At 62.8% G+C, this 24,453-nt stretch carries 21 protein-coding genes and 1 pseudogene; 17 read left to right on the top strand and 5 right to left on the bottom strand.

All coding sequences use genetic code 11. The features are described 5' to 3' along the window. The first annotated feature begins 71 nt into the window (after positions 1-71). Both JQ624_RS11865 and JQ624_RS11860 read left to right on the top strand, forming a co-directional pair. The gene (locus JQ624_RS11865) at positions 72-539 is read left to right on the top strand and encodes a hypothetical protein (RefSeq protein ID WP_212419071.1); all 468 of its coding nucleotides are present in this window, start codon (positions 72-74) and stop codon (positions 537-539) included. Beyond that, positions 532-1,764: an HlyD family secretion protein gene (locus tag JQ624_RS11860; RefSeq protein ID WP_212419070.1), complete on the top strand. Its 1,233-nt coding sequence runs from the start codon at positions 532-534 to the stop codon at positions 1,762-1,764. Before JQ624_RS11865 ends, JQ624_RS11860 begins: the two co-directional genes overlap by 8 nt. Before the next feature lie 15 nt (positions 1,765-1,779). Here the strand turns inward: JQ624_RS11860 and queF are convergent, their stop codons facing one another. Genes queF through JQ624_RS11845 form a run of 3 tightly spaced genes read right to left on the bottom strand, consistent with a single transcriptional unit; the run spans position 1,780 to position 3,668 of the window. Continuing rightward, the gene (gene queF, locus JQ624_RS11855; protein ID WP_212419069.1) at positions 1,780-2,244 is read right to left on the bottom strand and encodes a preQ(1) synthase; all 465 of its coding nucleotides are present in this window, start codon (positions 2,242-2,244) and stop codon (positions 1,780-1,782) included. Between the two features lie 60 nt (positions 2,245-2,304). Beyond that, a complete protein-coding gene (locus JQ624_RS11850) occupies positions 2,305-2,679 on the bottom strand; it encodes a c-type cytochrome (RefSeq protein ID WP_212419068.1) in 375 nt (124 codons plus the stop codon). After that, positions 2,676-3,668 (bottom strand): lyase, encoded by a 993-nt coding sequence (locus JQ624_RS11845; protein WP_212419067.1) that lies wholly within the window; start codon positions 3,666-3,668, stop codon positions 2,676-2,678. The genes JQ624_RS11850 and JQ624_RS11845 overlap by 4 nt, the downstream gene beginning before the upstream one ends. Positions 3,669-3,845: 177 nt before the next feature. Here JQ624_RS11845 and eno point away from each other — a divergent pair, with 177 nt between their 5' ends. The 14 genes from eno (at position 3,846) to JQ624_RS11775 (ending at position 20,643) form a co-directional block, all read left to right on the top strand. Then, positions 3,846-5,129 (top strand): phosphopyruvate hydratase, encoded by a 1,284-nt coding sequence (gene eno / locus JQ624_RS11840; RefSeq protein ID WP_212419066.1) that lies wholly within the window; start codon positions 3,846-3,848, stop codon positions 5,127-5,129. A 47-nt stretch (positions 5,130-5,176) separates the two neighbouring features. Continuing rightward, on the top strand, positions 5,177-6,313 hold the full coding sequence (locus JQ624_RS11835; RefSeq protein ID WP_212419065.1) for a zinc-binding dehydrogenase: 1,137 nt from the start codon (positions 5,177-5,179) through the stop codon (positions 6,311-6,313). 203 nt (positions 6,314-6,516) lie between these two features. After that, the gene (locus tag JQ624_RS11830) at positions 6,517-7,071 is read left to right on the top strand and encodes an NADPH-dependent FMN reductase (protein ID WP_212419064.1); all 555 of its coding nucleotides are present in this window, start codon (positions 6,517-6,519) and stop codon (positions 7,069-7,071) included. Between the two features lie 171 nt (positions 7,072-7,242). Beyond that, the gene (locus JQ624_RS11825; RefSeq protein WP_108516042.1) at positions 7,243-7,560 is read left to right on the top strand and encodes a septum formation initiator family protein; all 318 of its coding nucleotides are present in this window, start codon (positions 7,243-7,245) and stop codon (positions 7,558-7,560) included. Between the two features lie 209 nt (positions 7,561-7,769). Beyond that, positions 7,770-8,795, top strand: coding sequence for a pyruvate dehydrogenase (acetyl-transferring) E1 component subunit alpha (gene pdhA, locus JQ624_RS11820; protein WP_212419063.1), 1,026 nt, complete (start codon positions 7,770-7,772; stop codon positions 8,793-8,795). Positions 8,796-8,897: 102 nt separating this feature from the next. After that, positions 8,898-10,286 (top strand): pyruvate dehydrogenase complex E1 component subunit beta, encoded by a 1,389-nt coding sequence (locus JQ624_RS11815; RefSeq protein WP_212419062.1) that lies wholly within the window; start codon positions 8,898-8,900, stop codon positions 10,284-10,286. Between the two features lie 4 nt (positions 10,287-10,290). Further along, the gene (locus JQ624_RS11810; protein ID WP_212419061.1) at positions 10,291-10,596 is read left to right on the top strand and encodes a DUF5076 domain-containing protein; all 306 of its coding nucleotides are present in this window, start codon (positions 10,291-10,293) and stop codon (positions 10,594-10,596) included. A gap of 2 nt (positions 10,597-10,598) precedes the next feature. Next, the gene (locus JQ624_RS11805) at positions 10,599-11,951 is read left to right on the top strand and encodes a pyruvate dehydrogenase complex dihydrolipoamide acetyltransferase (RefSeq protein ID WP_212419060.1); all 1,353 of its coding nucleotides are present in this window, start codon (positions 10,599-10,601) and stop codon (positions 11,949-11,951) included. A gap of 58 nt (positions 11,952-12,009) precedes the next feature. Then, entirely contained in the window at positions 12,010-12,216 is a 207-nt protein-coding gene (locus tag JQ624_RS11800) for a hypothetical protein (RefSeq protein WP_212419059.1), read from the top strand. Between the two features lie 17 nt (positions 12,217-12,233). Further along, positions 12,234-13,652 carry a dihydrolipoyl dehydrogenase gene (lpdA, locus tag JQ624_RS11795; protein ID WP_212419058.1) on the top strand — a complete coding sequence of 473 codons (1,419 nt, stop codon included), beginning with the start codon at positions 12,234-12,236 and terminating at the stop codon, positions 13,650-13,652. A 46-nt stretch (positions 13,653-13,698) separates the two neighbouring features. Next, positions 13,699-14,940: a threonine synthase gene (locus JQ624_RS11790; RefSeq protein WP_212419057.1), complete on the top strand. Its 1,242-nt coding sequence runs from the start codon at positions 13,699-13,701 to the stop codon at positions 14,938-14,940. Positions 14,941-15,079: 139 nt separating this feature from the next. Next, positions 15,080-16,048, top strand: a complete 969-nt coding sequence (locus JQ624_RS11785) for a tripartite tricarboxylate transporter substrate binding protein BugD (RefSeq protein ID WP_212419056.1) — start codon at positions 15,080-15,082, stop codon at positions 16,046-16,048. Between the two features lie 260 nt (positions 16,049-16,308). After that, positions 16,309-17,484 (top strand): efflux RND transporter periplasmic adaptor subunit, encoded by a 1,176-nt coding sequence (locus JQ624_RS11780; RefSeq protein ID WP_212419055.1) that lies wholly within the window; start codon positions 16,309-16,311, stop codon positions 17,482-17,484. 21 nt (positions 17,485-17,505) lie between these two features. Then, a complete protein-coding gene (locus JQ624_RS11775) occupies positions 17,506-20,643 on the top strand; it encodes an efflux RND transporter permease subunit (protein ID WP_212419054.1) in 3,138 nt (1,045 codons plus the stop codon). Between the two features lie 38 nt (positions 20,644-20,681). On the opposite strand, the gene JQ624_RS11770 is transcribed toward JQ624_RS11775, so the two are convergent. Further along, positions 20,682-22,934, bottom strand: a complete 2,253-nt coding sequence (locus JQ624_RS11770) for a transglycosylase SLT domain-containing protein (RefSeq protein ID WP_212419053.1) — start codon at positions 22,932-22,934, stop codon at positions 20,682-20,684. Between the two features lie 219 nt (positions 22,935-23,153). On the opposite strand from JQ624_RS11770, the pseudogene JQ624_RS38530 reads away from it, so the two are divergent. After that, positions 23,154-23,311 (top strand): annotated as a pseudogene (locus JQ624_RS38530) (tripartite tricarboxylate transporter substrate binding protein BugD); the annotation flags it as partial. A gap of 158 nt (positions 23,312-23,469) precedes the next feature. Here JQ624_RS38530 and JQ624_RS11765 read toward each other — a convergent pair. Next, positions 23,470-24,420, bottom strand: coding sequence for a calcium-binding protein (locus JQ624_RS11765; protein ID WP_212419052.1), 951 nt, complete (start codon positions 24,418-24,420; stop codon positions 23,470-23,472). Between the last annotated feature and the right edge of the window lie 33 nt (positions 24,421-24,453).

The following is a 24,453-nucleotide window of genomic DNA, read 5'->3' as shown; positions in this document are numbered from 1 at the left end:
CTCACATTGTGCAAAGATCGAGCCGGGTCGACCGACCCCGTGCGTTGGTCCGTTGTGAACGGAGGATTGCCTTGAGCGAGCCGATTCACCCCAGCGCGCCCCATCATCTCCCATCCTTCATCACCGCGCCAGGCGACACCGACGTTCTGATGGTCGTCGTCGGCATTTTTCTGATCGTCGCCGTTCTCGCGGTCGGCAATTTCTATTTGCACCTGCACTCGCTGCCGGAGCGGATGGCCCACAAGTCGCAGAAGTTCCAGTTTGAAATCGTGGCCGTGCTGGGCCTGCTGTCGCTGTTTACGCACAACCACCTGTTCTGGGTGATCGGCTTGCTCCTCGCCATGATCGACCTGCCGGACTTCAGCACGCCGCTGCGCAGGATCGCCGGATCAGTCGAGAAGATGGCTGGCGTTCCGCCTGAACAGGACCCGACCGAGCCGCCAGCCGGAGACGCTGCGCACGCTGCCGCAACCGACGAGGCCAAGGCCCGCATCGAGAAGGCCGCCGGCGCCAACAGCGAGGTGCACAGCCATGCTTGAGCTGCTCCTGTGTTCGCTGCTGACCATATTCCCGGACTATCTTTATCGGCGCTACCGGCAGGGCAAACGCCTCGGTCACGAGATCACGCTCTACTCCGTGTGGTTCGAACTGCGATTTGGCATCATCTCCTGCCTGATGCTCACCGTCGCGCTGATCACAATGATCTTCTACTATCATCCGTCGACTTCATCGGCGACGCTGTACTATCGCACAGTTCCGATTATGCCCGAAGTGACCGGCCGGGTGGCGGAGGTTCACGTCGATATCAGTGCGCCCGTCAAGCAAGGTGACGTACTTTTCAGACTGGACAGCGCCAAGCAGGAAGCGTCGCTACTGACAGCCAGGCGCAAGATCGCCGAAGTCGATGCCGCCATGCTGGCGGCGCAGGCCGATATCATGAAGGCGGAAGGCCAGCTTCAGGAGGCAAAAGGCGCGCTGCAGCAGGCAACGGATGAGCTCGACACCAAGCGCGAATTGCAGAAACGCAATCCCGGAATCGTGCCGCAACGCGACATCGAAAAGCTCGAGGTGGCCGCAGCGGGCCGGCAAGGTTCGCTCGACGCCGCGACCGCTTCCAAACAATCCGCGACGACGCGACTGAGCGCGTTGCTGCCGGCGGAGAAGGCAAGCGCGGAAGCCGCGCTGGCCGAAGCGCAGGTCGATCTCGACAAGACCTTCATTCGCGCCGGTGTCGACGGGCGGGTCGAACAGTTCGGACTGAGGCCGGGCGATATCGTCAATCCAATGATACGGACGGCCGGCGTTCTGATTCCGGAGGGTGCGGGACGGCGTACTCTGGCGGCAGGGTTTGGGCAGATCGAGGCTCAGGTCATGAAGGTCGGAATGGTGGCCGAGGCCACCTGTATTTCCAAGCCGTGGACGATCATTCCGATGGTCGTTACCAACGTGCAGGACTACATCGCGGCGGGCCAGTTCAGGGGCGGCGAACAACTGGTTGAGGCGCAGAGCGCCGTGCGTCCGGGCACCATTCTCGTTTTCATGGAGCCGATCTACAAGGGCGGGCTGGAGGGCGTGACGCCGGGAAGCAGTTGCGTCGCCAACGCCTACACCAGCAATCACGAACTGATCTCGTCAGGGAAACTTGGTTCGCTCAAGAGCTTCGGGTTGCATGTCGTCGATGCGACCGGACTTGTGCACGCGATGCTGTTGCGGATTCAGGCGCTGCTGCTGCCGATCAAGACGCTGGTGCTGAGCGGGCATTGAGCTGCGCTCCGAAGTTCACCCCCGCCCGCGGTAGGGCGCGACGCCCTGGTCGGGGATCCACATGCCCTTCGGCAATCTGCCGGTCTGCCAGAATACGTCGATCGGAATGCCGCCGCGCGGATACCAGTAGCCGCCGATGCGAAGCCATTTCGGCTTGATCTCGGCGGCAATCCGCTTGCCGATCATCACGGTGCAGTCTTCGTGAAAGGCGCCGTGATTGCGAAAGCTCGCGACATAGAGCTTTAGCGATTTGGATTCCAGGAGCCACTGGCCCGGCACATAGTCGATCACAAGATGCGCGAAATCAGGCTGGCTCGTCACCGGGCAGATCGAGGTGAATTCCGGCGCGGTGAAGCGCACCAGATAATTGGTATCGCCTTGCGGATTGGGCACGCGGTCGAGCTGCGCCTTTTCCGGGCTGTCCGGCCATTCCACGGCGCGGCCGAGCTGTAATGATTTCTGCAATGATTTTTTGGCCATCATGATCGTCCTGTTGCGAGGGCTGACATGGACGCAACCAGCGTGGCCGTCAACCGCCAGCTAGCGCGATGCTGGATCGGACAGAAACCGCACTAGCGCCTGCCGCTCGGCCGCGTCGTCGATCCCGCGCACCGACATCCACAATCCCGGAAACATGCCGGCGGGGTCGACCAGGAAGGTCTCAAGGCGTTGCGCGTCCCAGCGCAGCCCCTCGTCGCGCGCCTTGCGCAGCACCGGCGAATAGTCGAAATCCGCGGCGCTGCCGATCGCGCGCCCAATTACGCCTGAGAGGTTGGGGCCGGGCAGGCCGCGTTCGGCCGGATCGAGGCTGTGGCAGGCGCGGCAGGGGGTGAACGCCCGCACGCCGTTTTCCTCCGCATTGGCGAAAGCGGGCAGGAGAAGGGACAACGGCAGCAGGACCGCGAACAATCTCACGCAGGCGCGACCGTCTGGATCACGACGAGACGGTCATTGCCGGATTCGCCGCCCCAGGTTTCGCCGGGCCGGCCGTCGAGCTGGCGCACATTCGCGCCCGATTTGTCGCTCGGGAACGCGTTGAACTTTTCGGTCACGGGATCGAAGCGAACGATCGCGTTGGCGCCGAAGTCGGTGAGCCAGACCTTGTCCTTGTCGTCGACATAGACGGCATAGGCGCGGGGGCTTGTGCCAGGCAGCTTCCATGCCTTCCAGGAGCCGTCGGCGGGATCGTGCACCGACACATTGCCGCTGTTCCATTCGCTGACCCAGATCCGGCCCTTGGAGTCCGACCACACCCGGCGCGCGCCCTGCTTGGGTGTGGGCGGTTCGACCACGGTCGCCTGACCGCTCGTCAGATCGATCCGCGCAATGTGATTTCCAGCGAGCGAGGCGTACCAGACCTCGTCCTTCGGGGTGACCGTGATGCCGTAGGGTCCGACGCCTCGGGGCGCCTTGAATACGGTCATGTTACCCGATTTCGGGTCGAGCCGGCCATAGATGCCGGACTGGCCCGTGAACCAGTAGATGCCGGCTTTGTCGAACACGCCGGTGTTCAAATTGGCATAAGCCGCCTTTTCGGGCAGTCGAAACAGCGTCACCTTGTGATCGCCGGGGTCGACGCGCGCAATCGCGTTCTGGCCGCCCTCGGTCACCCAGGGCGCGCCGTCCGGGCCGATGGTGACGTTATGGGGAGCCGCGCCTTTGCCGAGACTGATCAGTTTGAACGAGCCATCCCGCGGTTCGAGCCGTCCCAGTGTTCCGTTGCGCTGTCCGGTGAACCAGATCGCGCCGTCGGGAGCGGGCGTGACGTCGTGGACGCCTACACCAGAGTCGAGCGGATAATATTTGACCCGGAACGGGCCTTCCTGGGCGTTCGCCTGGCGCAGCAGGGCGGGCGCGGCGAGGATCCCGGCGGCGGCGGTTCCAAGAAACTGGCGGCGATTCATTGCGTTACCCCGTCTTATCAATGTGAAGGTTTGGACGCTGATATCAACCTTGGAGCAGTCTATCCTGACCCGGCTCCATCGTCCGGAAAAGGCCGGATCCAAAGCGTTCACATTTGCTTGCGCGCCGTGTAAGACGCCCCCGAAACCTGACCCACCATTCCCAGGAAAGTTTAAGACATGACCGCCATCGTCGACATCATTGGCCGCGAAATTCTCGATAGCCGGGGCAATCCCACCGTTGAAGTGGATGTGGTGCTGGAAGACGGCTCGATCGGCCGCGCTGCGGTGCCATCGGGTGCCTCCACCGGCGCGCATGAGGCGGTCGAACTGCGCGACGGCGACAAGAAGCGTTATCTCGGCAAGGGCGTGCAGAAGGCGGTCGAGGCCGTCAACGGCGAAATCTTCGAGGCGCTGAGCGACCAGGCCGTCGAGGAACAGGTCCAGATCGACCAGATCATGATCGATCTCGACGGCACTCCGAACAAGAGCCGGCTCGGCGCCAACGCCATTCTCGGCGTCTCGCTGGCCTGCGCCAAGGCGGCTGCCGAATCCTTCGACATGCCGCTCTATCGCTATGTCGGCGGCACCTCGGCGCGGACGTTGCCGGTGCCGATGATGAACATCATCAATGGCGGCGTGCATGCCGACAACCCGATCGACTTCCAGGAATTCATGATCCTGCCAGTGGGTGCTGCGAGCTTTGCCGAGGCGCTGCGTTGCGGCTCGGAAATCTTCCACACGCTGCGCGGCGAATTGAAAAAGGCCGGCCACAATACCAATGTCGGCGACGAGGGCGGCTTTGCGCCGAACCTGCCGTCGGCGGACGCAGCCCTTGATTTCGTGGTGAGCGCGATCGGCAAGGCCGGCTACAAGGCGGGCAGTGATGTGATGCTCGGCCTCGATTGCGCAGCGACCGAGTTCTTCAAGGACGGCGCCTATGTCTATGGCGGCGAGAACAAGACCCGCTCGCGCTCCGAGCAGGCAAAATATCTCGCCGATCTCGTCTCGCGTTATCCGATCGTCACCATCGAGGACGGCATGTCCGAAGACGACATGGACGGCTGGAAGGAATTGACCGATTTGATCGGCAAGAAGTGCCAGCTCGTCGGCGACGATCTGTTCGTCACCAACGTCACACGGCTCGCCGACGGCATCAAGAACGGCCGTGCCAACTCGATCCTGATCAAGGTCAACCAGATCGGCACGCTGACGGAAACGCTCGCCGCGGTCGAACTGGCCCACAAGTACGGCTACACCTCCGTGATGTCGCACCGCTCCGGCGAGACGGAGGATTCCACCATCGCCGACCTCGCGGTCGCCACCAATTGCGGCCAGATCAAAACCGGCTCCCTGGCGCGCTCCGACCGCACCGCCAAGTACAACCAGCTCCTGCGTATCGAACAGCAACTCGGCGCGCAGGCAATATATGCCGGCAAATCGGCGTTGAAGGCTCTGGCGTAACGCTTCGGCCTATCCAGATATAACCAACACAATTGGGGAGACGTGCGATGAGCGACGGCAAAAGCGGGCTTCAACTGCGTTCGCTGCTCAAGAAGAGCGGCGAACTCGAACTGTCGCTGGTGGATGTCCCGACGCCCGAACCGGCCGACGACGAAGTCGTGGTCCGGGTCGAGGCCTCGCCGATCAACCCGTCCGATCTCGGGCTGCTGATCGGCCCGGCCGACATGTCGACCGCTAAGGTTTCCGGCACCAAGGATGCTCCCGTGGTGACGGCGAAGATGCCCGAAGCCGCCATGCGGATGATGGGGGGCCGGCTCGATCAGTCGTTGCCCGTCGGCAATGAAGGCGCCGGCGTCGTGATCAGGACCGGATCGTCGGACGCTGCGAAAGCGCTGATGGGCAAGAATGTCTCGATGATCGGCGGCGCGATGTACTCGCAGTATCGCACCATGAAGGTGAGGGACGTCATGGAGCTGCCATCAGGCACCACGCCTGCCGACGGCGCGTCGTGGTTCGTCAATCCGCTGACCGCGCTCGGCATGACCGAGACCATGCGGCGCGAAAATCACAAGGCGCTGGTGCATACCGCGGCCGCCTCCAACCTCGGCCAGATGCTCAACAAGATCTGCATCAAGGATGGCATCGGCCTCGTCAACATCGTGCGCAGCAAGGAGCAGGCGGACATCCTGCACAAGATCGGCGCCAAATATGTCGTCGATTCCACCGCAGACAGCTTCATGGACGATCTGACCAACGCGCTGGTGGAAACCGGCGCAACGATCGCGTTCGACGCCATCGGCGGCGGCAAGCTCGCAGGGCAGATCCTCACCTGCATGGAAATCGCGGCCAACAAGACCGCCAAGGAATACAGCCGTTACGGCTCCAACGTGTATAAGCAGGTCTACATCTACGGCAGCCTCGATAACCGTCCGACCGAATTGAGCCGGGCGTTCGGGCTGACCTGGGGGGTCGGCGGCTGGCTCTTGACGCCGTTCCTGCAGAAGATCGGCCCCGCCGAAATTGGCCGCTTACGCCAACGCGTCGCTTCCGAACTCAAGACGACGTTTGCCAGCCACTACACGCAGGTGGTGTCGCTGCAGGAGACGCTGCAGCTCTCCAACATCGCGATCTACAACAAGCGCTCAACCGGCGAGAAATTCCTGATCAACCCGAACAAGGGCTGAGAAGTTCGGCAGCCACGTTTATTACGTCACGAACCCGACAAGCCGCCCGAAAGAGGCGGCTTGTTCCGTTTGATGTCAGCCACGATGCGGAGGGATAAGAATTTTCTCGCAAAGCTGGCACAAACGCCAATTCATGCACTTGCATCTTTCCGTCGATCTGGCGTAAGGGAGGGCAGGCGCTTCAGCTTCAAGAGGGATATCCAATGGCCACCCATACCATCGTCACGATCGTCGGCTCGCTCCGCAAGGAGAGCTTTTCGCTCAAGATCGCCAATGCGCTCGCAAAACTGGCGCCGGCCTCGCTGAAGCTCGACGTGACGACGCTCGAAAGCATTTCCTTCTTCAACCAGGATCTGGAAGCCAATCCTCCGGCCGACTGGCTGGCGTTCCGCGAAAAGCTGCAGAAGTCGAACGGCGTGCTGTTCATCACGCCGGAATACAACCGCTCGATTCCCGGCGTGTTGAAGAACGCCATCGACGTCGCCTCGCGCCCCTACGGCAAGAGCTCGTTCCTTGGCAAGCCGGTCGGCATCGTCAGCAATTCCCCCGGCGCGCTCGGCGGCGTCAGCGCGGCCAAGCATCTGCAGAACATCCTGCCCGGTATCGCCGGCCCGATCCTCGGCCAGCCCGAAATCTATCTGAACGGCGTCGGCGAGGCCTTCGACGACAAGGGCCAGCTCACGAAGGAGGCGGTGCAGAAGGTGCTGCAGCAATATGTCGACGCCTTCGCGGCGTTCATCGAGAAGCAGAACAAGTAACCGCTCTATCCCCGTCATTGCGAGCGTAGCGAAGCAATCCATGCCGCGGCATAACGGATAGATGGATTGCTTCGTCGCTTCGCTCCTCGCAATGACGGCGGCGGAGCGCTGTGGTTGCCTCGCGTCCGCCGTCTTAGGATTCCATTAACCCGGCCGTCGCATCTTGGGCCCATGGTCTCCCGCACCCGATTGAAGTCTATTCTGACCGGCCTCGCCCTCTACACGATGGCGGCGCTGATGGTCGGCTATTTCGGCGTCAACGCCTATACCGGCAAATACGGGCTGAACGCGCGCCAGGAACTCGATCAGGAGATCATCGCGCTGACCTCGGAACTGGCGCGCCTGAAGCGGGAGCGGGCGCAGGGCGAGCAGCGGGTGTCGCTGTTGCGGTCCGACCGGGTCGACCCTGATATGCTCGACGAGCGCGCGCGCTTCCAGCTCGACTACGCCAATCCGCGCGACCTGGTCCGGACCATCAAGCCGAACTGATTTTCAAACCGACGTCACGAACGCAGCCGTCATCGAATTGACGTCGAAGTGGCAGTCCGCAAATTTCAAAAAACCACAAAATCGATTTCGAAAATGTCGCGCTGCGCTGCAGTGCGGCATAGCATTATTTTCTCCAGCACACGCAATCCTTTCACGGCGGTTTGAGTTGGGTTAGAGAGGGCTGATCGTCTCTCTCATCCGGAATTGCCATGGCTGCACCCAAGAAAAGCGTCGTCGCGAAGGAATCAGGGCAGGAGAAGGCAAACGGATCCCCACCGGAATTCACCAAGGCGCAGGAGCTGGCGGCGCTGCGGGACATGCTGTTGATCCGCCGCTTCGAGGAAAAGGCCGGCCAGCTCTACGGCATGGGCGCGATCGGCGGTTTCTGCCATCTCTATATCGGCCAGGAAGCCGTCGTGGTCGGAATGCAGATGGCGCTGAAGCAGGGCGATCAGGTCATAACCGGATACCGCGACCATGGCCACATGCTGGCCTGCGGGATGGAAGCCAACGGCGTGATGGCCGAACTCACCGGACGCCGCGGCGGCTATTCCAAGGGCAAGGGCGGCTCCATGCACATGTTCAGCATGGAAAAGAATTTCTACGGCGGTCACGGCATCGTCGGCGCCCAGGTCTCGCTCGGAACGGGTCTTGCCTTCGCCAACCGCTACCGCGGCAATGATCTCGTCAGTGTCGCTTACTTCGGCGACGGCGCCTCCAACCAGGGCCAGGTCTACGAGAGCTTCAACATGGCGGAGCTGTGGAAGCTCCCGGTGATCTATGTGATCGAGAACAACCGCTACGCCATGGGCACGTCGGTGACGCGCTCTTCCGCCCAGACCGATTTTTCCAAGCGCGGCATTTCCTTCAACATTCCGGGCCAGCAGGTCGATGGCATGGACGTCCGCGCCGTGAAGGCCGCGGGCGACGAGGCGGTCGCCTGGTGCCGCGCCGGCAAGGGGCCGTTCATCCTGGAAATGCAGACCTATCGCTACCGCGGCCACTCGATGTCGGACCCGGCCAAATACCGGACCCGCGAAGAGGTCGAGAAGATCCGCACCGATCAGGACCCGATCGAGCAGGTTCGCAATCGCCTGCTGGCGGCCAAGGTCAGCGAGCAGGAATTGAAGGCCATCGACGCCGAGGTGCGCGAGATCGTCAATGCGTCGGCGGATTTCGCCCAGCGCGATCCCGAGCCCGATCCTTCCGAACTCTGGACCGACGTCTACAGGTAATTCAACAATTATTCCGCAAAAGTGGGACCGGTTTTGCGATTCTGGCTACGTGCAGACCAAACCAGCGCAGAACCAACTGACGAGTGATTTCCGGGAGCCGATATGCCCATTCAAGTGCTGATGCCTGCGTTGTCGCCCACCATGGAAAAGGGCAACCTTGCGAAGTGGCTGAAGAAGGAAGGCGAGACGATCAAGTCGGGCGATGTTATCGCCGAGATCGAGACCGACAAGGCGACGATGGAAGTCGAGGCGACCGATGAGGGCACGCTCGGCAAGATCCTGATTCCGGAAGGCACCGCCGATGTCGCCGTCAACACGCCGATCGCGACCATTCTGGCCGATGGCGAGAGCGCCGCCGATCTGGGCAAGGTGAGCGCGCCAGCGGCGAAGGCCGCGGAATCAGCACCGCCCGCCGAAGCCAAGGCGGAGGCGCCCCAGCCGAAGGCCGAGGCAAAGGCGCCGCCGGCAGCCGTCGTCGAACCCGATCCGGAAGTCCCTGCCGGCACCGAGATGATCACTCAGACCATCCGCGAAGCGCTGCGCGATGCGATGGCCGAGGAGATGCGGCGCGACGCCGATGTGTTCGTGATGGGCGAAGAGGTCGCGGAATATCAGGGCGCCTACAAGGTCACGCAGGGCCTGCTGCAGGAATTCGGCGCCCGGCGCGTGATCGATACCCCGATCACCGAGCACGGCTTTGCCGGCGTCGGCGTTGGTGCGGCGATGTCGGGGTTGAAGCCGATCGTCGAATTCATGACCTTCAACTTCGCCATGCAGGCGATCGACCAGATCATCAATTCCGCGGCCAAGACGCTGTACATGTCGGGCGGCCAGATGGGCTGTTCGATCGTGTTCCGCGGCCCGAACGGCGCCGCTGCCCGCGTCGCCGCCCAGCACAGCCAGGATTACTCGGCCTGGTACTCGCAGATTCCCGGCCTCAAGGTGATCGCGCCGTTCTCGGCCGCCGATTACAAGGGGCTGCTGAAGGCCGCGATCCGCGATCCCAACCCGGTCATCTTCCTCGAAAACGAAGTCTTGTACGGCCACACCGGCGAGGTACCGAAACTCGACGATTACGTGATCCCGATCGGCAAGGCGCGGATCGTGCGGTCGGGCAAGGACGTGACGCTGATCTCGTGGTCGAACGGCATGACCTACGCGCTGAAGGCCGCCGATGAACTGGCCAAGGAAGGCATCGAGGCCGAGGTGATCGACCTGCGCACGCTGCGCCCGATGGATACCGAGACCATCGTTGCCTCCGTGAAGAAGACCGGCCGCGCGGTGACGGTGGAAGAGGGCTGGCAGCAATCCGGCGTCGGCGCCGAGATCGCCGCCCGCATCATGGAACACGCCTTCGACTATCTCGACGCCCCGGTGGCGCGGGTGTCCGGCAAGGACGTGCCGATGCCCTATGCCGCCAATCTCGAAAAGCTCGCATTGCCCAACGTGGCCGAGGTGGTCGCGGCCGCCAAGGCCGTTGCCTATCGGTAAGGTCATGGCCGGTCCCAACGAACAGCCGTTGCCGCCCGACGTCATCGGCCGCGAGGATGCCGTCGAAGTGCTGCGCGCCTTCGTGGTCGACGGCGGGCTCTCGATCGCGTTCCAGCGCGCGTTCGAGGAGCCTGACATGTGGGGCCTGCTGCTGGTCGATATCGCCCGCCACGCTTCCCGCGCCTATGCGCGCGAGAGCGGCTACACCGAGGACGAGGCGCTGACGCGTATCGTCGACATGTTCGAAGCCGAAATCAATCGGCCGACCGATGTGGGCTCAACCACGTCCCGGTCGCAACAGGGTCACTGACAATGCCGATCAACATTTTGATGCCCGCGCTGTCGCCCACGATGGAAAAGGGCAACCTTGCCAAATGGCTCAAGAAAGAGGGCGACAAGGTCAAGTCCGGCGACGTAATCGCGGAGATCGAGACCGACAAGGCGACCATGGAGGTCGAGGCGGTCGACGAGGGCACGATTGCGAAGATTCTGGTGCCCGAGGGTACCCAGGATGTGCCCGTCAACGACATCATCGCGGTTTTGGCCGGCGACGGCGAGGACGTGAAGGCAGCAAGCGCCGGAGCGGGGGCTGCGCCCGCACCAAAGCCCGCCGAGGCGCCCAAGCCTGCTGCTGCCGCTGCAACCGCACCGGCTCCAACACCGGCGCCCGCAGCGGCGCCCGCGCCGCAAGCGACCGCGGCTCCGCAAGCAAACGGTCACGCTCGCATCTTCTCGTCGCCGCTCGCCCGCCGCCTCGCCAAGGAAGCAGGCATCGAACTTGGACGTATCACCGGCTCGGGCCCGCATGGCCGCGTCGTCGCGCGCGACGTCGAGGGCGCGAAATCCGGCAAGGGCTTGAAAGCCCCGGCTGCCGCGCCTGCGGCAGGTCCGGGCCTCGCGCCTATGGGCGCGTTTGCGCCCGGGATGTCCGACAAGCAGATTCTGGCGCTGTTCGAAGATGGCTCCTACGAGGTCGTGCCGCATGACGGCATGCGCCGCACGATTGCGCAGCGCCTCACCGCATCGGTGCAGACCGTGCCGGTCTTCTACCTGACCATGGACTGCGACATCGGCAAGCTGCTGGTCGCCCGCGAGGAGATCAACGCCGCCGCGCCCAAGGACAAGGAAAAGAAGCCGCTCTACAAGCTTTCGGTCAACGATTTCGTCATCAAGGCGATGGCGATCGCGCTGCAGAAGATTCCCAATTGCAACGTGAGCTGGACCGAAGCCGGCATGCTCAAGCACAAGCATTCCGACATCGGCGTGGCCGTTGCGATGCCGGGCGGTCTGATCACGCCGATCATCCGCAAGGCCGAAACCAAGACGCTGTCGGCGATTTCGGCCGAGATGAAGGATTATGCGGCGCGGGCGCGGGCACGCAAGCTGAAGCCGGAAGAATATCAGGGCGGCACCACGGCGGTGTCGAACCTCGGCATGTACGGCATCAACCACTTCACCGCCGTGATCAATCCGCCGCATGCCACGATCCTGGCGGTCGGCACCAGCGAGGAGCGCCCCGTGGTGCGCGCCGGCAAGATCGAGATCGCGCAGATGATGAGCGTCACGCTTTCCTGCGATCACCGCGCCATCGACGGCGCGCTCGGGGCCGAGCTGATCGGCGCCTTCAAGCAGCTGATCGAAAACCCCGTGATGATGATGGTGTAAGCGGCGCCAATTAAAGGGGGCAACGTTGAATGTCCGGACACGCTGGCCATGGATATCAATGCTGCTCGCCACCGTTGTCGCGCTCAACCCCGTCGGGCTCGAATTTCTTCGCTCCGCGTTCTTTGCCGGGGAGCAATTGGCGCGGAACATCGCCCAACCGATCGTCCTGACCGCGATGGCGATCCTTGGTCTGATTGGCGCGCTCGAATGGCTGGTCAGGGTGCTTATTATCAATCGCCGCGCTCGCGGCGAAACAACTGCTTGAGTTGAACGGGAGCCGCCATGGCCGATACATCCTTCGACGTCATCATCATCGGCTCCGGCCCGGGCGGCTATGTCACCGCGATCCGCTCAGCCCAGCTCGGCTTCAAGACGGCGATCATCGAAAAGTCCTATCTCGGCGGCATCTGCCTGAACTGGGGTTGCATCCCGACCAAGGCGCTCTTACGCTCCGCCGAGATCTACCATTACATGCAGCACGCCAAGGATTACGGGCTCTCTGCCGAGAAGGTGTCGTTCGACCCCAAGGCGGTCGTGGCGCGCTCGCGCGGGGTTTCAAAACGCCTCAATGACGGCGTCGGTTTTCTGATGAAGAAGAACAAGGTCACGGTGATCTGGGGTGACGCCTCGATCGACGCCCCCGGCAAGATCACCGTGAAGAAGTCCGCCGTCGAGGCGCCAAAGGGCGCGCTGGGCGAGGGCGCCTATCAGGCCAAGCACATCATCATCGCGACCGGCGCCCGGCCGCGCGTGCTGCCGGGACTCGAGCCCGACAAGAAACTGGTCTGGACCTATTTCGAGGCGATGGTGCCGGAGCGGATGCCGAAATCGCTGCTGGTGGTGGGTTCCGGCGCGATCGGCATCGAGTTCGCCTCGTTCTTCCACACCATGGGCGCCGACGTTACCGTGGTCGAGGTGCTGCCGCAGATTCTCCCCGTCGAGGACGCTGAAATCGCGGGCCTGGCGCGCAAGCAGTTTGAAAAGCAGGGCATCAAGATCCTCAGCAACACCAAAGTCACAAAACTCGAGAAGAAGGCCGACAGCGTCGTTGCCACCATCGACGACGGCAAGAAGCCGCAAACGGTCGAATTCGAGCGGGTGATCTCGGCGGTCGGCGTGGTCGGCAACATCGAAGGCCTTGGGCTGGAAAAACTTGGCGTCAAGACCGACCGCGGCTGCGTGGTGATCGACGGCTACGGCAAGACCAACGTGCCCGGTATCTACGCCATCGGCGACGTCGCGGGTCCCCCGATGCTGGCCCACAAGGCCGAGCATGAAGGCGTGGTCTGCATCGAGGCGATCAAGGGCCTGCACCCGCATGCCATGGACAAGAACCTCATTCCCGGCTGCACCTATTGCCACCCGCAGATTGCCTCCGTCGGTCTGACCGAAGCCAGGGCGAAAGAGGGGGGCCGCGAGATCCGCGTCGGCCGTTTCCCCTTCGTCGGCAACGGCAAGGCGATCGCGCTCGGCGAGGACCAGGGCCTGATCAAGGTGATCTTCGACAAGAAGACCGGACAACTGCTTGGCGCGCACATGATCGGCGCCGAGGTGACCGAGCTGATCCAGGGCTACGTGGTCGCTATGAACCTGGAGACCACCGAAGAAGAACTGATGCATACGGTATTCCCGCATCCGACGCTGTCGGAGATGATGAAGGAAGCCGTGCTGGATGCTTATGGGCGTGTGCTGAATATGTAAGGCGTGTCCCACCGGTCGCGCCCAACAAGAAACGAAAGAGCAATCAGTGAAAGACAACGATAATCTGACCATCGAACGTCCGACGTTCGTGACCCATCTCGAATGCGCGATGGAGGGCGATCATTATCCTGCCGACCAGATCCACAACCTCTCCAAGGCCGGCAAGCCGCTATTGGTGCGCTACGACCTCGCCGGCGTGAAGAAGGCGCTGACCAAGGACGCGCTGGCGGGGCGTCCCGCCGACATGTGGCGCTACCGCGAATTGCTGCCGGTCCGAAAGGTCTCCGACATCGTCAGCCTCGGCGAAGTCACGACGCCGCTGATCCGGTTGCCGAAGCTAGCGAAAAAACTCGGCGGCGGCGAGATCGTCGTCAAGGACGAAGGCCGCCTTCCCACCGGCTCGTTCAAGGCCCGCGGCCTCGTGATGGCGGTGTCGATGGGCAAGGCGCTCGGCATCAAGCACATGGCGATGCCGACCAACGGCAATGCCGGCGCGGCGCTCGCGGCCTACGCCACCTCCTGCGGCATCAGGACCACGATCTTCTGCCCCGCCGATACGCCGGAGGTGAACGTCAGCGAGATCGAGCTGCAGGGCGCCACCGTCTATCGCGTCAATGGCCTGATCGACGATTGCGGCAAGATCGTCGGCGAGGGTAAGGCAAAAGCCGGCTGGTTCGACACCTCGACGCTGAAGGAGCCGTACCGGATCGAGGGCAAGAAGACGATGGGGCTGGAGCTCGCCGAACAGCTCGGCTGGGAGGTGCCTGACGTGATCTTCTATCCGACCGGCGGCGGCACCGGCCTGATCGGGATGTGGAAGGCGTTTGCCGAACTGGAAGCCATCGGCTTCATCGGCGCGAAGCGCCCGCGGATGGTGGCGGTGCAGGCCTCCGGCTGCGCGCCGATGGTGCGAGCCTTCGAGAACGGCACCGAGCACGCGCCGCGCTGGGAAGACGCCCACACCATCGCGTCCGGCATCCGCGTGCCGCAGGCGGTCGGAGATTTTCTGATCCTGCGCGCGGTCCGCGAGAGCAAGGGATTTGCGATCGCGGTGCCGGATGAGAGGATTTCTGCCGCGCTCAACGAAGTGGCGCGCGAGGAGGGGCTGTTGCTTTGTCCGGAAGGGGCTGCGACCTATGCTGCCTACCAGCAAAGCCTTGCCGACGGGCGCGTGACGAAAAACGATCGCGTGATGCTGTTCAATTGCGCCACAGGGCTTAAATATCCGCTGCCGCCAGTCACGCGTACACTCGATCGACATCAGCCGATCGACTATGCAAAACTCTAGGCCGTCATTGCGAGCGAAGCGAAGCAATCCATAAGGGCGGCATCGGAAGCATGGATTGCCTCGTCGCTTCGCTCCCTTGCACAAACGCTATGCGTTTGTTGCAGGCAATGACGAGGCGAGTTGCTTCAGGGAGGGTGTGATGCGCAAGGCAATTTGGGCCGCGTTGGCCGTGCTGACGTTGGGCGGTCAGGCGTTGGCCCAGAACTTTCCCACGCGTCCCGTCACCATCATCGTGCCGTTCGCCGCCGGCGGACCGTCGGATGCGATGGCGCGAATCCTCGCCGAGCGCATGAAGGTCACGCTCGGCGAAACGGTGTTGGTCGAGAACGTGACGGGGGCGGGCGGTTCGGTCGGCGTCGGCCGCGCGGTGCGTTCGCCGCCCGACGGCTACACGGTCAGCTTCGGCCATCTCGGTACCCACGTCGCCAACGGCGCGATCTACAAGCTCGGCTACGACCTCGTCACCGATCTTGAACCGGTTGCCTTGCTGCCGAGCAATCCGATGATCATCGTCAGCAAGAAGGCGGTCCCGGCAACGTCGCTGAAGGAATTTCTGGCGTGGCTGAAGGCGCAGCCGTCGCCGCCGACGGCCGGGACCGCAGGCGCGGGCTCCGGAAGCCACATCGCCGGGCTCTATTTTGAGAACCTCGCCGGCGTCAAGCTGCAATACGTGCCGTATCGCGGCACCGGCCCCGCGATGAACGATCTCGTCGCCGGCCAGATCGATCTGATCGTCGACCAGACTTCGAACTCGATCGGACAGGTGCGCGCCGGCAACATCCGCGCCTATGCCATCACCGATAGTAAGCGTGTGGAATCGGCTTCCGACATTCCGACCGTCGACGAGGCGGGGTTGCCCGGATTCCACATGACGCTGTGGTCCGGCCTTTGGGTGCCCAAGGACACGCCAAAGGATGTCGTCGCAAAGCTGAATGCCGCGGCGGTTGACGCCCTGAACGATCCGGCGGTACGCAAGCAGCTCGAAAATCTCGGCTTGCAGATGCCGCCCAGGGACAAGCTCACGCCCGAAGCGCTCGGCACCTGGCAGAAGGCCGAAATTGCAAAATGGTGGCCGATGATCAAGGCCGCCAACGTCAAGGTGGATTGACCGGCGGAAACCGGACGACCGCATGTTTTGATCCCCCTTGCATGACACCGGCTTGCAGGCGGCTTCTTGGCCGGCGAACGCGTAGAGCTGCGGGGCGCGGCCCGCGCGATTTTCTTTGTCTTGGGTTGCGCGGCAGAGGTATCGTCTAGAGCATGATCCGGAAAAGTGGGTACCGGTTTTCCGAAAAGATCATGCTCAAATCAAAGAGATGGAGCGGGATGACGATTCGAAGAAAAGTCATCGCGCTCTAGGACATGTCAATGACCGCGAAAGCGCTTTTGCTTGGACTGCTTGCCCCGCTGTTCGGTGGGACGTTGATGGCATCGTTCGCCGTGGCGGAAGGCCCCATGAAGGGGGCGGACTTTTTGCGTGTCGTCCCGGATCAAATGCATCAGCTGCAGATCGTGAAGGTCGGGACCTATTCGTTCCGCGCGCAAAGGTCGGCAATCGGTCTGATCGGATACAATGAAGATGCCAGCACGATCGTTCTGACGCCATTCTCCGGCCGGGTTACCCGCCTGATTGCCAAGCCCGGTGACGAGGTCAAGAGAGGCGATCCGCTGCTGGAAATCGACAGCCCCGAGCAATTGGTCCCACAGAACGATTTCATCGCGGCACAGGCTGCAAAAAGAAAAGCAGCCTCCCAATACAATCTGGCACAGATCGTCGAGAAGCGCGTTCGCGATCTTCATGAGGGCAAGGCTGCGCCGTCCAAGGATTTGCAGCAGGCCGAGGCGCAACTCGCCAGCGCCGAAAATGACCTGCGGTCGGCTGACACGGCGTTCGAAGCTGCGCGCGTCCGGCTGCGGATTCTCGGCCGTACCGATGCGGAAATCCAGAAACTCGAGCAGACCGGTATGCTCAGCCGCGTGACCACGATCACGGCGCCGATCGGCGGCACCGTCGTTTCACGCAAGGTAGGGCCCGGGCAACATGTCAAAGCCGATTCAGGGGACGCGCTGTATACGATCGCCGATCTCTCGACGATGTGGTTGAAGGCCCAGATCTTCGAGCAGGATATCGCCCAGGTGCGTATCGGACAGGAGATCGAGGCCAGGGTTTCCGCGGTGCCGGACCGGATCTTCAAGGCCCGCATCAACGCCATCAACTCGGCGTCGGACCTGACGACGCGCCGTGTTGTCGTCCGATCCGAAATCGAGAATGCCGATGGATTGCTCAAGGCCGAGATGTTCGCGATGTTCAAGATCAGTATCGACGATGGATCGACGAGCCCGGCGGTGCCGACGGACGCGGTGATCCGCGAGGGGAATGTTGCCACCGTCTGGGTCGAGACCGAGCCGAGGCTGTTCAAACGCCGCGTGGTCGACATCGGTATCCAGCAGGACGGTTTGACGCAGATTCGCAGCGGTCTCGATTTCGGAGAAATGGTGGTCGCGCGGGGAGCGATCTTCGTTGACAACGAGTGGCGCCAGTGACCAGGCGGTATGGGGCCATCGATGCTGCGTAGTCTGATCGCATTCTGCCTCTCGCGGCGGCTCCTGGTGATGGTCGCGTACGTGGCCTTTCTCGGTCTCGGCAGCGTTGCTTTCCTGGCCCTGAACATCGAGGCCTATCCCGATCCGGCGCCGCCGATCATCGAGATCATCGCCCAGCAGGCAGGCCAGTCGCCGGAGGAAGTGGAGCGCTACATCACGATTCCGATCGAGATCGCGGTCGCCAGCACGCCCGGCCTGAAGTTCATCCGCTCCAACACCGTCTACGGGCTCGGTTTTATCCGTCTGCAGTTCGAATACGGCCGCGACTATCATTTCGTTCGTCAGCAGACCATCAACCGGCTGAAGGATGCGGTTCTGCCGGCCGGCGTCCTGCCGGTGATCTCGCCCGCCGGAGGCATCAGCGAAATCTTTCGCTACGAGCTTACCGGGCCACCGGGCATGGACGTCATGAAGCTCAAGACGCTGCAGGACTGGGTGGTCGAACGCAAGCTGCGCATTGTGCCCGGTGTCGCCGACGTCGCCGTGCTCGGCGGAAAGACCAGGGAGTTCCAGGCCGAGATCAATCTCGACCGCATGATGGCCTATGGGCTGACGCTGCCGCAGATCATGACCGCGATTTCGGCCAGCAATTCCAATGTGGGCGGCCGCACCATCGCGATCGGCGAACAATCGGTCAATGTCCGCAGCATCGGCGTCGTCACCTCGCTGGACGATATCGGCAATATCGTGTTGACCCAACAGGGCGGCGTGCCGGTCCTGGTGTCCGACGTAGCCAAGGTCCAGATCGGCTACGCGCCCCGGCTCGGTCTCGCCGGCCGTGACGACAGGACCGACGTCGTCACCGGCATCGTCCTGATGCAGAAACTCGAACGCACCATGGACGTGGTCAAGCGCGTACGCGCTGCGGTGGAGCGTATCAACTCCGACGGATCGCTGCCGGCCGGCGTCAAGATCGTGCCATTCTATGACCGCGGCGATCTCGTTGCGATCACGGTGCAGACCGTTCTGCATAATTTGCTGTTCGGAGTAGCGCTCATCTTTCTTATCCAGTGGGTGTTTCTGGGCGACCTCCGCTGCGCGTTGATCGTCGCTGCCACAATTCCGGTGGCGCTATTGCTTGCAGTGATGATCACGGTGATGCGGGGCGAGTCCGCGAACCTGTTGTCGGTCGGTGCTATCGATCTCGGCATCATCGTCGACGGCACCGTCATCATGGTGGAAAATATCTTCCGCCAGATCGCCCATCACGCGCCACGGCTGCCGCCGGGACGCAGCGCCAGGCTCAGCGACAAACTTGGCTGGATCCTGACCGGCGCGGTCGAGGTCGACAAGGCGATCTTCTTTTCGGTCATCATCACCATCGCAGCGTTTCTGCCGCTTTTCACGATGCAGGGTGTGGAAGGCCAGATCTTCGGGCCGATGGCGCGGACCTACGCCTATGCATTGCTCGGCGCCGTGATCGCGACCTTCACGGTAACACCGGTGCTGGCCTCATTGCTGCTGCCGGCCGATGTCCAGGAAGTCGAAACCTTCGTGGTCCGCCATATCCGCAAGCTCTATCAGGCCGTTCTGGTGCGCGCGGTCCGCAACTATCGCCGCGCCGCTGTTATCGCAGCGGTGTTTCTCGTGCTGTGCCTCAGTCTGGGGTTCCGACTCGGCACCGAGTTCCTGCCCAAGCTGGAAGAGGGCAACCTCTGGATCCGCGCCGTGATGCCGCCCACCATCACGCTCGAGGCCGGGATGGAAACGGTGGCCAAGATCCGCGCCATCATATCGAGCTATCCGCCGGTCCAGACTGTGTTTTCCGAGCAGGGACGCGGTGACGAAGGCACCGATCCCGACGGCTCGTTTCTCGCCGAGTTCTTCGTTCCGCTCAAGCCGGCCGGCACGTGGCCATCTGGGCTGACCAAGGAGCAGATGGTCAAGCAGATGAGCGAGAAGCTCAATCGCGAATTCGTCGGCGTCGATTTCAATTTCTCGCAGTACATCCAGGACAATATCGAGGAGGCCGTCTCCGGCGTGAAAGGCGAGAACTCGATCAAGATCTTCGGCAGGGACCTCAATGAATTGGAGCGGCTGTCCAAATCGGTGAAGACCGAACTCTCGGGCGTCCGCGGCGTCGCCGACCCCGCCAGTTTCAACCTGCTCGGCCAGCCGAATTTGATCGTCCAGATCGATCGCGCCAAGGCCGCGCGCTACGGCTTCTCGATCAGCGACATTAATTCCGTGGTCCAGGCCGCGATCGGCGGCCAGGAAGTTTCCAAGGTCTATGAAGGAGAGATGATCTTCGCGCTGACGGTCCGCCTGGCACCCGAATACCGCAGGGATGTCGACGCCATTCGCGCGATTCCGGTAGCGCTTCCAAACTCGGATCCCAAGATGCCGACCGCCTATATCCGGCTCGGCGATCTTGGCGTGATCAAGCTCGTCAGCGGCGCGGCCTATATCTACCGCGAGAACAGCCAGCGTTTTATCCCGCTGAAGTACAGCGTCCGCGACCGCGATCTCGGTTCGACCGTGGTCGAGGCCCAGGAGCGGGTTCAGAAGAACGTTCCGCTCCCCCAGGGCTATTCGCTCGAATGGTCGGGCGAATATGGCGCTCTGGTCGACGCAAAGAATCGGCTCGCGCTGATTGTGCCGTTGAGCCTGCTTCTGATCCTGATGCTGCTTTACAGCCTTTTCAATTCGATACGGGACAGCCTGCTGGCGCTGTCGGGCATTCCGTTCGCGGTGGCCGGCGGAATTCTCGGACTCTATATCGGCGGCCTGAATTTCAGCGTCTCGGCCGCGGTTGGCTTCATCTCGCTGTTCGGCGTCTCGGCGATGGATGGCATCCTGCTGATGTCCTATATCCGCCGCGACATCGAGGAGGGCATGGGGACGGAGGACGCCATCATCCGCGCTTCCGAAACCAGGATGCGGCAAATCTTCATGACCGGGCTGTCGGCGTGTATCGGCCTGGTCCCGGCGGCCATCTCGACAGGGATCGGTTCGCAGGTTCAGCAGCCACTGGCGTGCGTCATCGTCGGCGGGATGCTGCTTTCCCCGATCTGCAGCCTGCTGGTCATCCCGGTGTTGGCAAGATTGTGGATGCCAACGATAAAGGAAACCGGGATGCGTGAGGTTGCAGTCCGCTAGATGAAGTGGATACCGGTTCGCATAGGCCGGCGCATCGGCTATTCGGCAGGCTGCACATGGCCTGTCGATGCGGTGAAGTCCGCGCTCGCTGACGGGCCCGGCGCCGCGTTGGTCTCCTGCGCAACAACGCGCCCGCCGGTCTTCGCCGCCACCGCCGTACTGCTGTTGAAACGGACGCGGTAGACCGCCAGATTTTCGATCACCCGCTGGACGTAGTTCCGCGTTTCGGAAAACGGAATGCGCTCGACCCAGTCGACCGGGTCGACTTTGGGATCGCGCGGATCGCCATACGCCTTAACCCAGTCCCGCACACGGCCCCTGCCGGCATTGTAGCCGGCAAAGGTCATGATGTGATTGCCTTTGTATTCCGAGAGCAGCGCGCTGAGCTCGGCGGCGCCGATTTGCGTGTTGTAGACCGGGTCGGAAACCATCCGGTCCCAGTCGAAGTCGACCTTGAAGCGCTTCGCGGTATCGCGTCCCGCTTCCGGCGTCACCTGCATCAGGCCGACCGCATTTGCCGCGGACTTGTCGCGCTGGTCGAAGGCGCTCTCGGTGCGCGCCACCGAATAGATCATGCTGTGCTCGATTTCGGGGGCGAACTGCCGGTGCGGTGGAATCCCGATGGTGGGAAAGGCGTAATGGTCGAGCGGCAGCCCGCGGCCGAGCGAGGGCTTTCCGACCTGCAGCATCGCGCGAGCGTCGTTGCGACGGCCGGCGAGCTCGCCGAGCGCTTCGAGCAGGACAACATTGGCGCTTTGTTCGCCGAGATCGGCGGCAAAATAGAGCGCGACATCGTGCTCGCCGATCTCGTAGAGCATGTCGGCGGCGCGCACGCGTTCGTCGGCGGCCGGCGCATCGGCGGAGGCGAGATCGGGCAGGGGGGCGCGCAGTTCGATCTGGTTACGGCCAAGCCGGGCGCGCGCGAGCTGGCCGTAATAGGCGGTCGGGTAGCGGGCGGCCGCTTCATAGCTCGCACGCATCGCATCCGCCTGGCCAAGGGCTTCGGCCGCGCGTCCGCGCCAGTAATTCGCCCGCGCCAGCACGATCGGATTGGTCGCGCCGTCGTCGATGCGGGCAAAATGCATGGCCGCGGTTTTGGGATTGTCGAGGTAGCGCAGCGCGATCCAGCCGCACATGAAGTGGACGTCGGCCCGGTAATATTCGTTGGCCGGCGCTGCGGCGGGGCGGATCACATCATAGGCCGTCTGAAACTTGCCCTGGTCGAGCAGCTTGCGGGCGAGCGAGCGCCGCTCGCGCCACCATTGGTCGGTGTCCTGCAGCGCCATCGTCTCCGGCGAGGCCGCCACCATCAGGCGGGCTGCGTCGTCGATCCGGTCCTTGGCGAGCATCCACTGGATACGGCACAGGGTGTAGCCGAGATTCTGCCGCGCCTCGACGGCGACATCGTCGAGCGCATCCATCGCCTTGTTCGCTTTTCCCCTGACCGCGGCACAGGCTTTCACGATCGCAAGCTCGTCGCTGCCGAGGCGCTGCGCGGCGCGCTTCGCGCCGGCGAGATCCTTGGCCCCGATGCGCTTGTCCATGCGTGCACGGTGGTCGTCGCGAGTGAGAAGGTCGCGGAACGTCTCGAACGCGTCGGTCTCCAGGCGCTCCGACAATTCGTCCGATCGCCATGCGTCGCGCGCCAGCCTGGCCGCGCCGTCCCGATCCCCCTCTGCGAGCAGCACGCGCGCCAGTGTCAGCTTGCCCTTGGCGCTGGCGGGCCGATCGCCAATGAAGCTGCGAACCGTCGCCGCATCGCTGCGCTGCTCCCACAGCCGCGCCTCGGCGCGCCGGCGCAGCAACGGCGCGCTCGGCCATTGCGAATTAGCGGCGATGAACGCTGCGTAGCGGCTGAAAGGTGCTATCGTCTCCGGGTGGCGCAGGATGTACCACTCGACGAGCTTCTGCGCCGTCGGATCCGCGATCCTGTTCCTGACGTCCGTCGCCTCCTGGGTCTTTACCTTGCGCGCGAGCTCGATGGCTTCCTTCACCAGTGCAAGATCGCCCGTCAGCGGAGCGACGGTCACCTTGACCGCCTCCTTGGGAGCAGGCGAAGCCTTCGACCGCTTCGCCTTGCGTTGTGCGGAGGCGTGCTTGGCGTGCCGATTTTTTCCGGACGCAGCGTTGCGGTGGGAGCGGGCTTCCTTTGCCACGTGCGACTTCTTGGCCGTTTCGTGCGCCTTCTGGGCATGGGGTTTATGGCCGGCTCCCGCGATCGCAGCCGTCGAGAAGAAAGCGAGCCCAGCTACCGTGAAAAAACAAGACAACGAGCGTAAGCACCGGTTCATTCCATGGTCCCCCTGCGAAACCCACGTCACAAACGCCGTCAAAACCAAGAGATCGCATGATGCGCGTGGCCCTGACCTGTTCGAAGGTTACCACAACGCCCGAGCGCAATTGTCACATCAGCGCAACAAACGCGCGTAAATGAGGCGAATGGAACCCAAAGAGTTTCTGTGCACGCGTAGCATCGCTTCGACGGCGGACGAAGCGGCCCTGCCGGGTTCAATGCCGCCGCGGTTGACGCGCTGAACGATCCGGCGGCGCGCAAGCAGCTCGAAAATCGTAGTTTGCAGATGCTCCGGAAGCGCTGGGCGCCGGGCAGAAGGCCGAAATTGCAAAATGGTGGCCGATGATCAAGGCCGCCAATGTGGAGGTGGATTGACTGCAGAGCAACCGCAGCCCGGATGAGCGAAGCAGAGCGCGAGCAGGGAGACCCATCCACGAACTCCAGCGCCCGGTGACGAGTGAATCGAGGCCGGACGCTGGAGGACAAGGGCCGGGAGGCGGCCCTTGTCCGTGATCGTGTCTTATTGTTCTGGGTTACATGTACATGTTGGCCATCGCCGTCGCTTCGTTGTGGTGGCCGCCGTCGGTGCCGCCATTGGCCAGCACGCCGTCGTCCTCCAGTTCGAAGTGCGCGCCGCCAAGTTCGCCGACCTTCTCGTAAGCGCCATACACCGTCTGGGTAACGGTGATATCGCTTTGCTTCACCAGGTTGCCATAGACGGTGATGGTGCCGAGGAGATCCTCGTCATGCGCGCCGGCGTTGCCTTGCTGGCTGATGACGGTGATCACGCTGTAGTCGTTCTTGCCGTCGCCATTGCTGTCCTTGTACTCGATTGATTTGACCTCGGCGGTGTGCGCCGAGATTTCGATCTTGTCGCCCTGGGCGCGATTGAAGTCGCGGATCACGTCGTTGCCGAAGCCGTCGACCCAGTGATCGTGAACCGCGCCGTTCTCGCCGGTGACGCCGACCCAGTCGATGGTGCCGTCGGCATTGACGTGCTTGGCAACGATCTCGTCCTTGGCATTGACATTACCTTCGAAGCGGAAGGTGTCGCCGCCGGCGCCGCCGGTCAGCGTATCGTTGACCGCCTTGAACGCCGCGGTTTCTTCAGCGAAGATCTGCGTCGTGCCGTCCTGGGCCGCGACCATCTCGCCCGCATCCGACCGGCTGAGCAGGACGTCGTTGCCGCTGCCGCCGTCCATCCGGTCGGCGCCGAAGCCGCCGACCAGAAGATCGGCGCCGGAGCCGCCGGCCAGGTTATCGTTACCCGAGCCGCCCCACACCTTGTCGTCGCCGGAGCCAGCGTTGAGTATGTCGTTGCCGGCCATGCCGGCGAGCGTGTCGGCGCTGGCGCCGCCGAACAGGGTGTTGTTGCTCGTCGTCCCGTTCAGATGATCATGGCCGGCACTGCCGCCCGTAAACCTAGCAAAGAAATCCTCGAATCGGCTGTTGTCGAGGAAGCCGTTCAGATTGAAGCGTGCCATTATTCAAACCTCTTACTCAGAGGCCTCACGAAC

Source organism: Bradyrhizobium sp. AUGA SZCCT0283 (assembly GCF_018130385.1).
Classification (GTDB): domain Bacteria; phylum Pseudomonadota; class Alphaproteobacteria; order Rhizobiales; family Xanthobacteraceae; genus Bradyrhizobium.
The sequence above is the reverse complement of the archived record's forward strand: the minus strand, read 5'-3'. Positions and strand labels throughout refer to the sequence as shown.

What these genes read in the sequence shown, in the direction of transcription:
- lpdA (WP_212419058.1), top strand. Translation starts at nt 12,234, where the DNA reads ATGGCCGATACATCCTTCGACGTCATCATCATCGGCTCCGGCCCGGGC.
- JQ624_RS11805 (WP_212419060.1), top strand. Translation starts at nt 10,599, where the DNA reads ATGCCGATCAACATTTTGATGCCCGCGCTGTCGCCCACGATGGAAAAG.
- JQ624_RS11775 (WP_212419054.1), top strand. Translation starts at nt 17,506, where the DNA reads ATGCTGCGTAGTCTGATCGCATTCTGCCTCTCGCGGCGGCTCCTGGTG.
- JQ624_RS11835 (WP_212419065.1), top strand. Translation starts at nt 5,177, where the DNA reads ATGAGCGACGGCAAAAGCGGGCTTCAACTGCGTTCGCTGCTCAAGAAG.
- JQ624_RS11825 (WP_108516042.1), top strand. Translation starts at nt 7,243, where the DNA reads ATGGTCTCCCGCACCCGATTGAAGTCTATTCTGACCGGCCTCGCCCTC.
- JQ624_RS11780 (WP_212419055.1), top strand. Translation starts at nt 16,309, where the DNA reads ATGACCGCGAAAGCGCTTTTGCTTGGACTGCTTGCCCCGCTGTTCGGT.
- queF (WP_212419069.1), bottom strand. Translation starts at nt 2,244, where the DNA reads ATGGCCAAAAAATCATTGCAGAAATCATTACAGCTCGGCCGCGCCGTG.
- JQ624_RS11845 (WP_212419067.1), bottom strand. Translation starts at nt 3,668, where the DNA reads ATGAATCGCCGCCAGTTTCTTGGAACCGCCGCCGCCGGGATCCTCGCC.
- JQ624_RS11830 (WP_212419064.1), top strand. Translation starts at nt 6,517, where the DNA reads ATGGCCACCCATACCATCGTCACGATCGTCGGCTCGCTCCGCAAGGAG.
- JQ624_RS11860 (WP_212419070.1), top strand. Translation starts at nt 532, where the DNA reads ATGCTTGAGCTGCTCCTGTGTTCGCTGCTGACCATATTCCCGGACTAT.
- JQ624_RS11800 (WP_212419059.1), top strand. Translation starts at nt 12,010, where the DNA reads ATGCTGCTCGCCACCGTTGTCGCGCTCAACCCCGTCGGGCTCGAATTT.
- JQ624_RS11765 (WP_212419052.1), bottom strand. Translation starts at nt 24,420, where the DNA reads ATGGCACGCTTCAATCTGAACGGCTTCCTCGACAACAGCCGATTCGAG.
- JQ624_RS11770 (WP_212419053.1), bottom strand. Translation starts at nt 22,934, where the DNA reads ATGAACCGGTGCTTACGCTCGTTGTCTTGTTTTTTCACGGTAGCTGGG.
- JQ624_RS11785 (WP_212419056.1), top strand. Translation starts at nt 15,080, where the DNA reads ATGCGCAAGGCAATTTGGGCCGCGTTGGCCGTGCTGACGTTGGGCGGT.
- pdhA (WP_212419063.1), top strand. Translation starts at nt 7,770, where the DNA reads ATGGCTGCACCCAAGAAAAGCGTCGTCGCGAAGGAATCAGGGCAGGAG.
- JQ624_RS11815 (WP_212419062.1), top strand. Translation starts at nt 8,898, where the DNA reads ATGCCCATTCAAGTGCTGATGCCTGCGTTGTCGCCCACCATGGAAAAG.
- eno (WP_212419066.1), top strand. Translation starts at nt 3,846, where the DNA reads ATGACCGCCATCGTCGACATCATTGGCCGCGAAATTCTCGATAGCCGG.
- JQ624_RS11810 (WP_212419061.1), top strand. Translation starts at nt 10,291, where the DNA reads ATGGCCGGTCCCAACGAACAGCCGTTGCCGCCCGACGTCATCGGCCGC.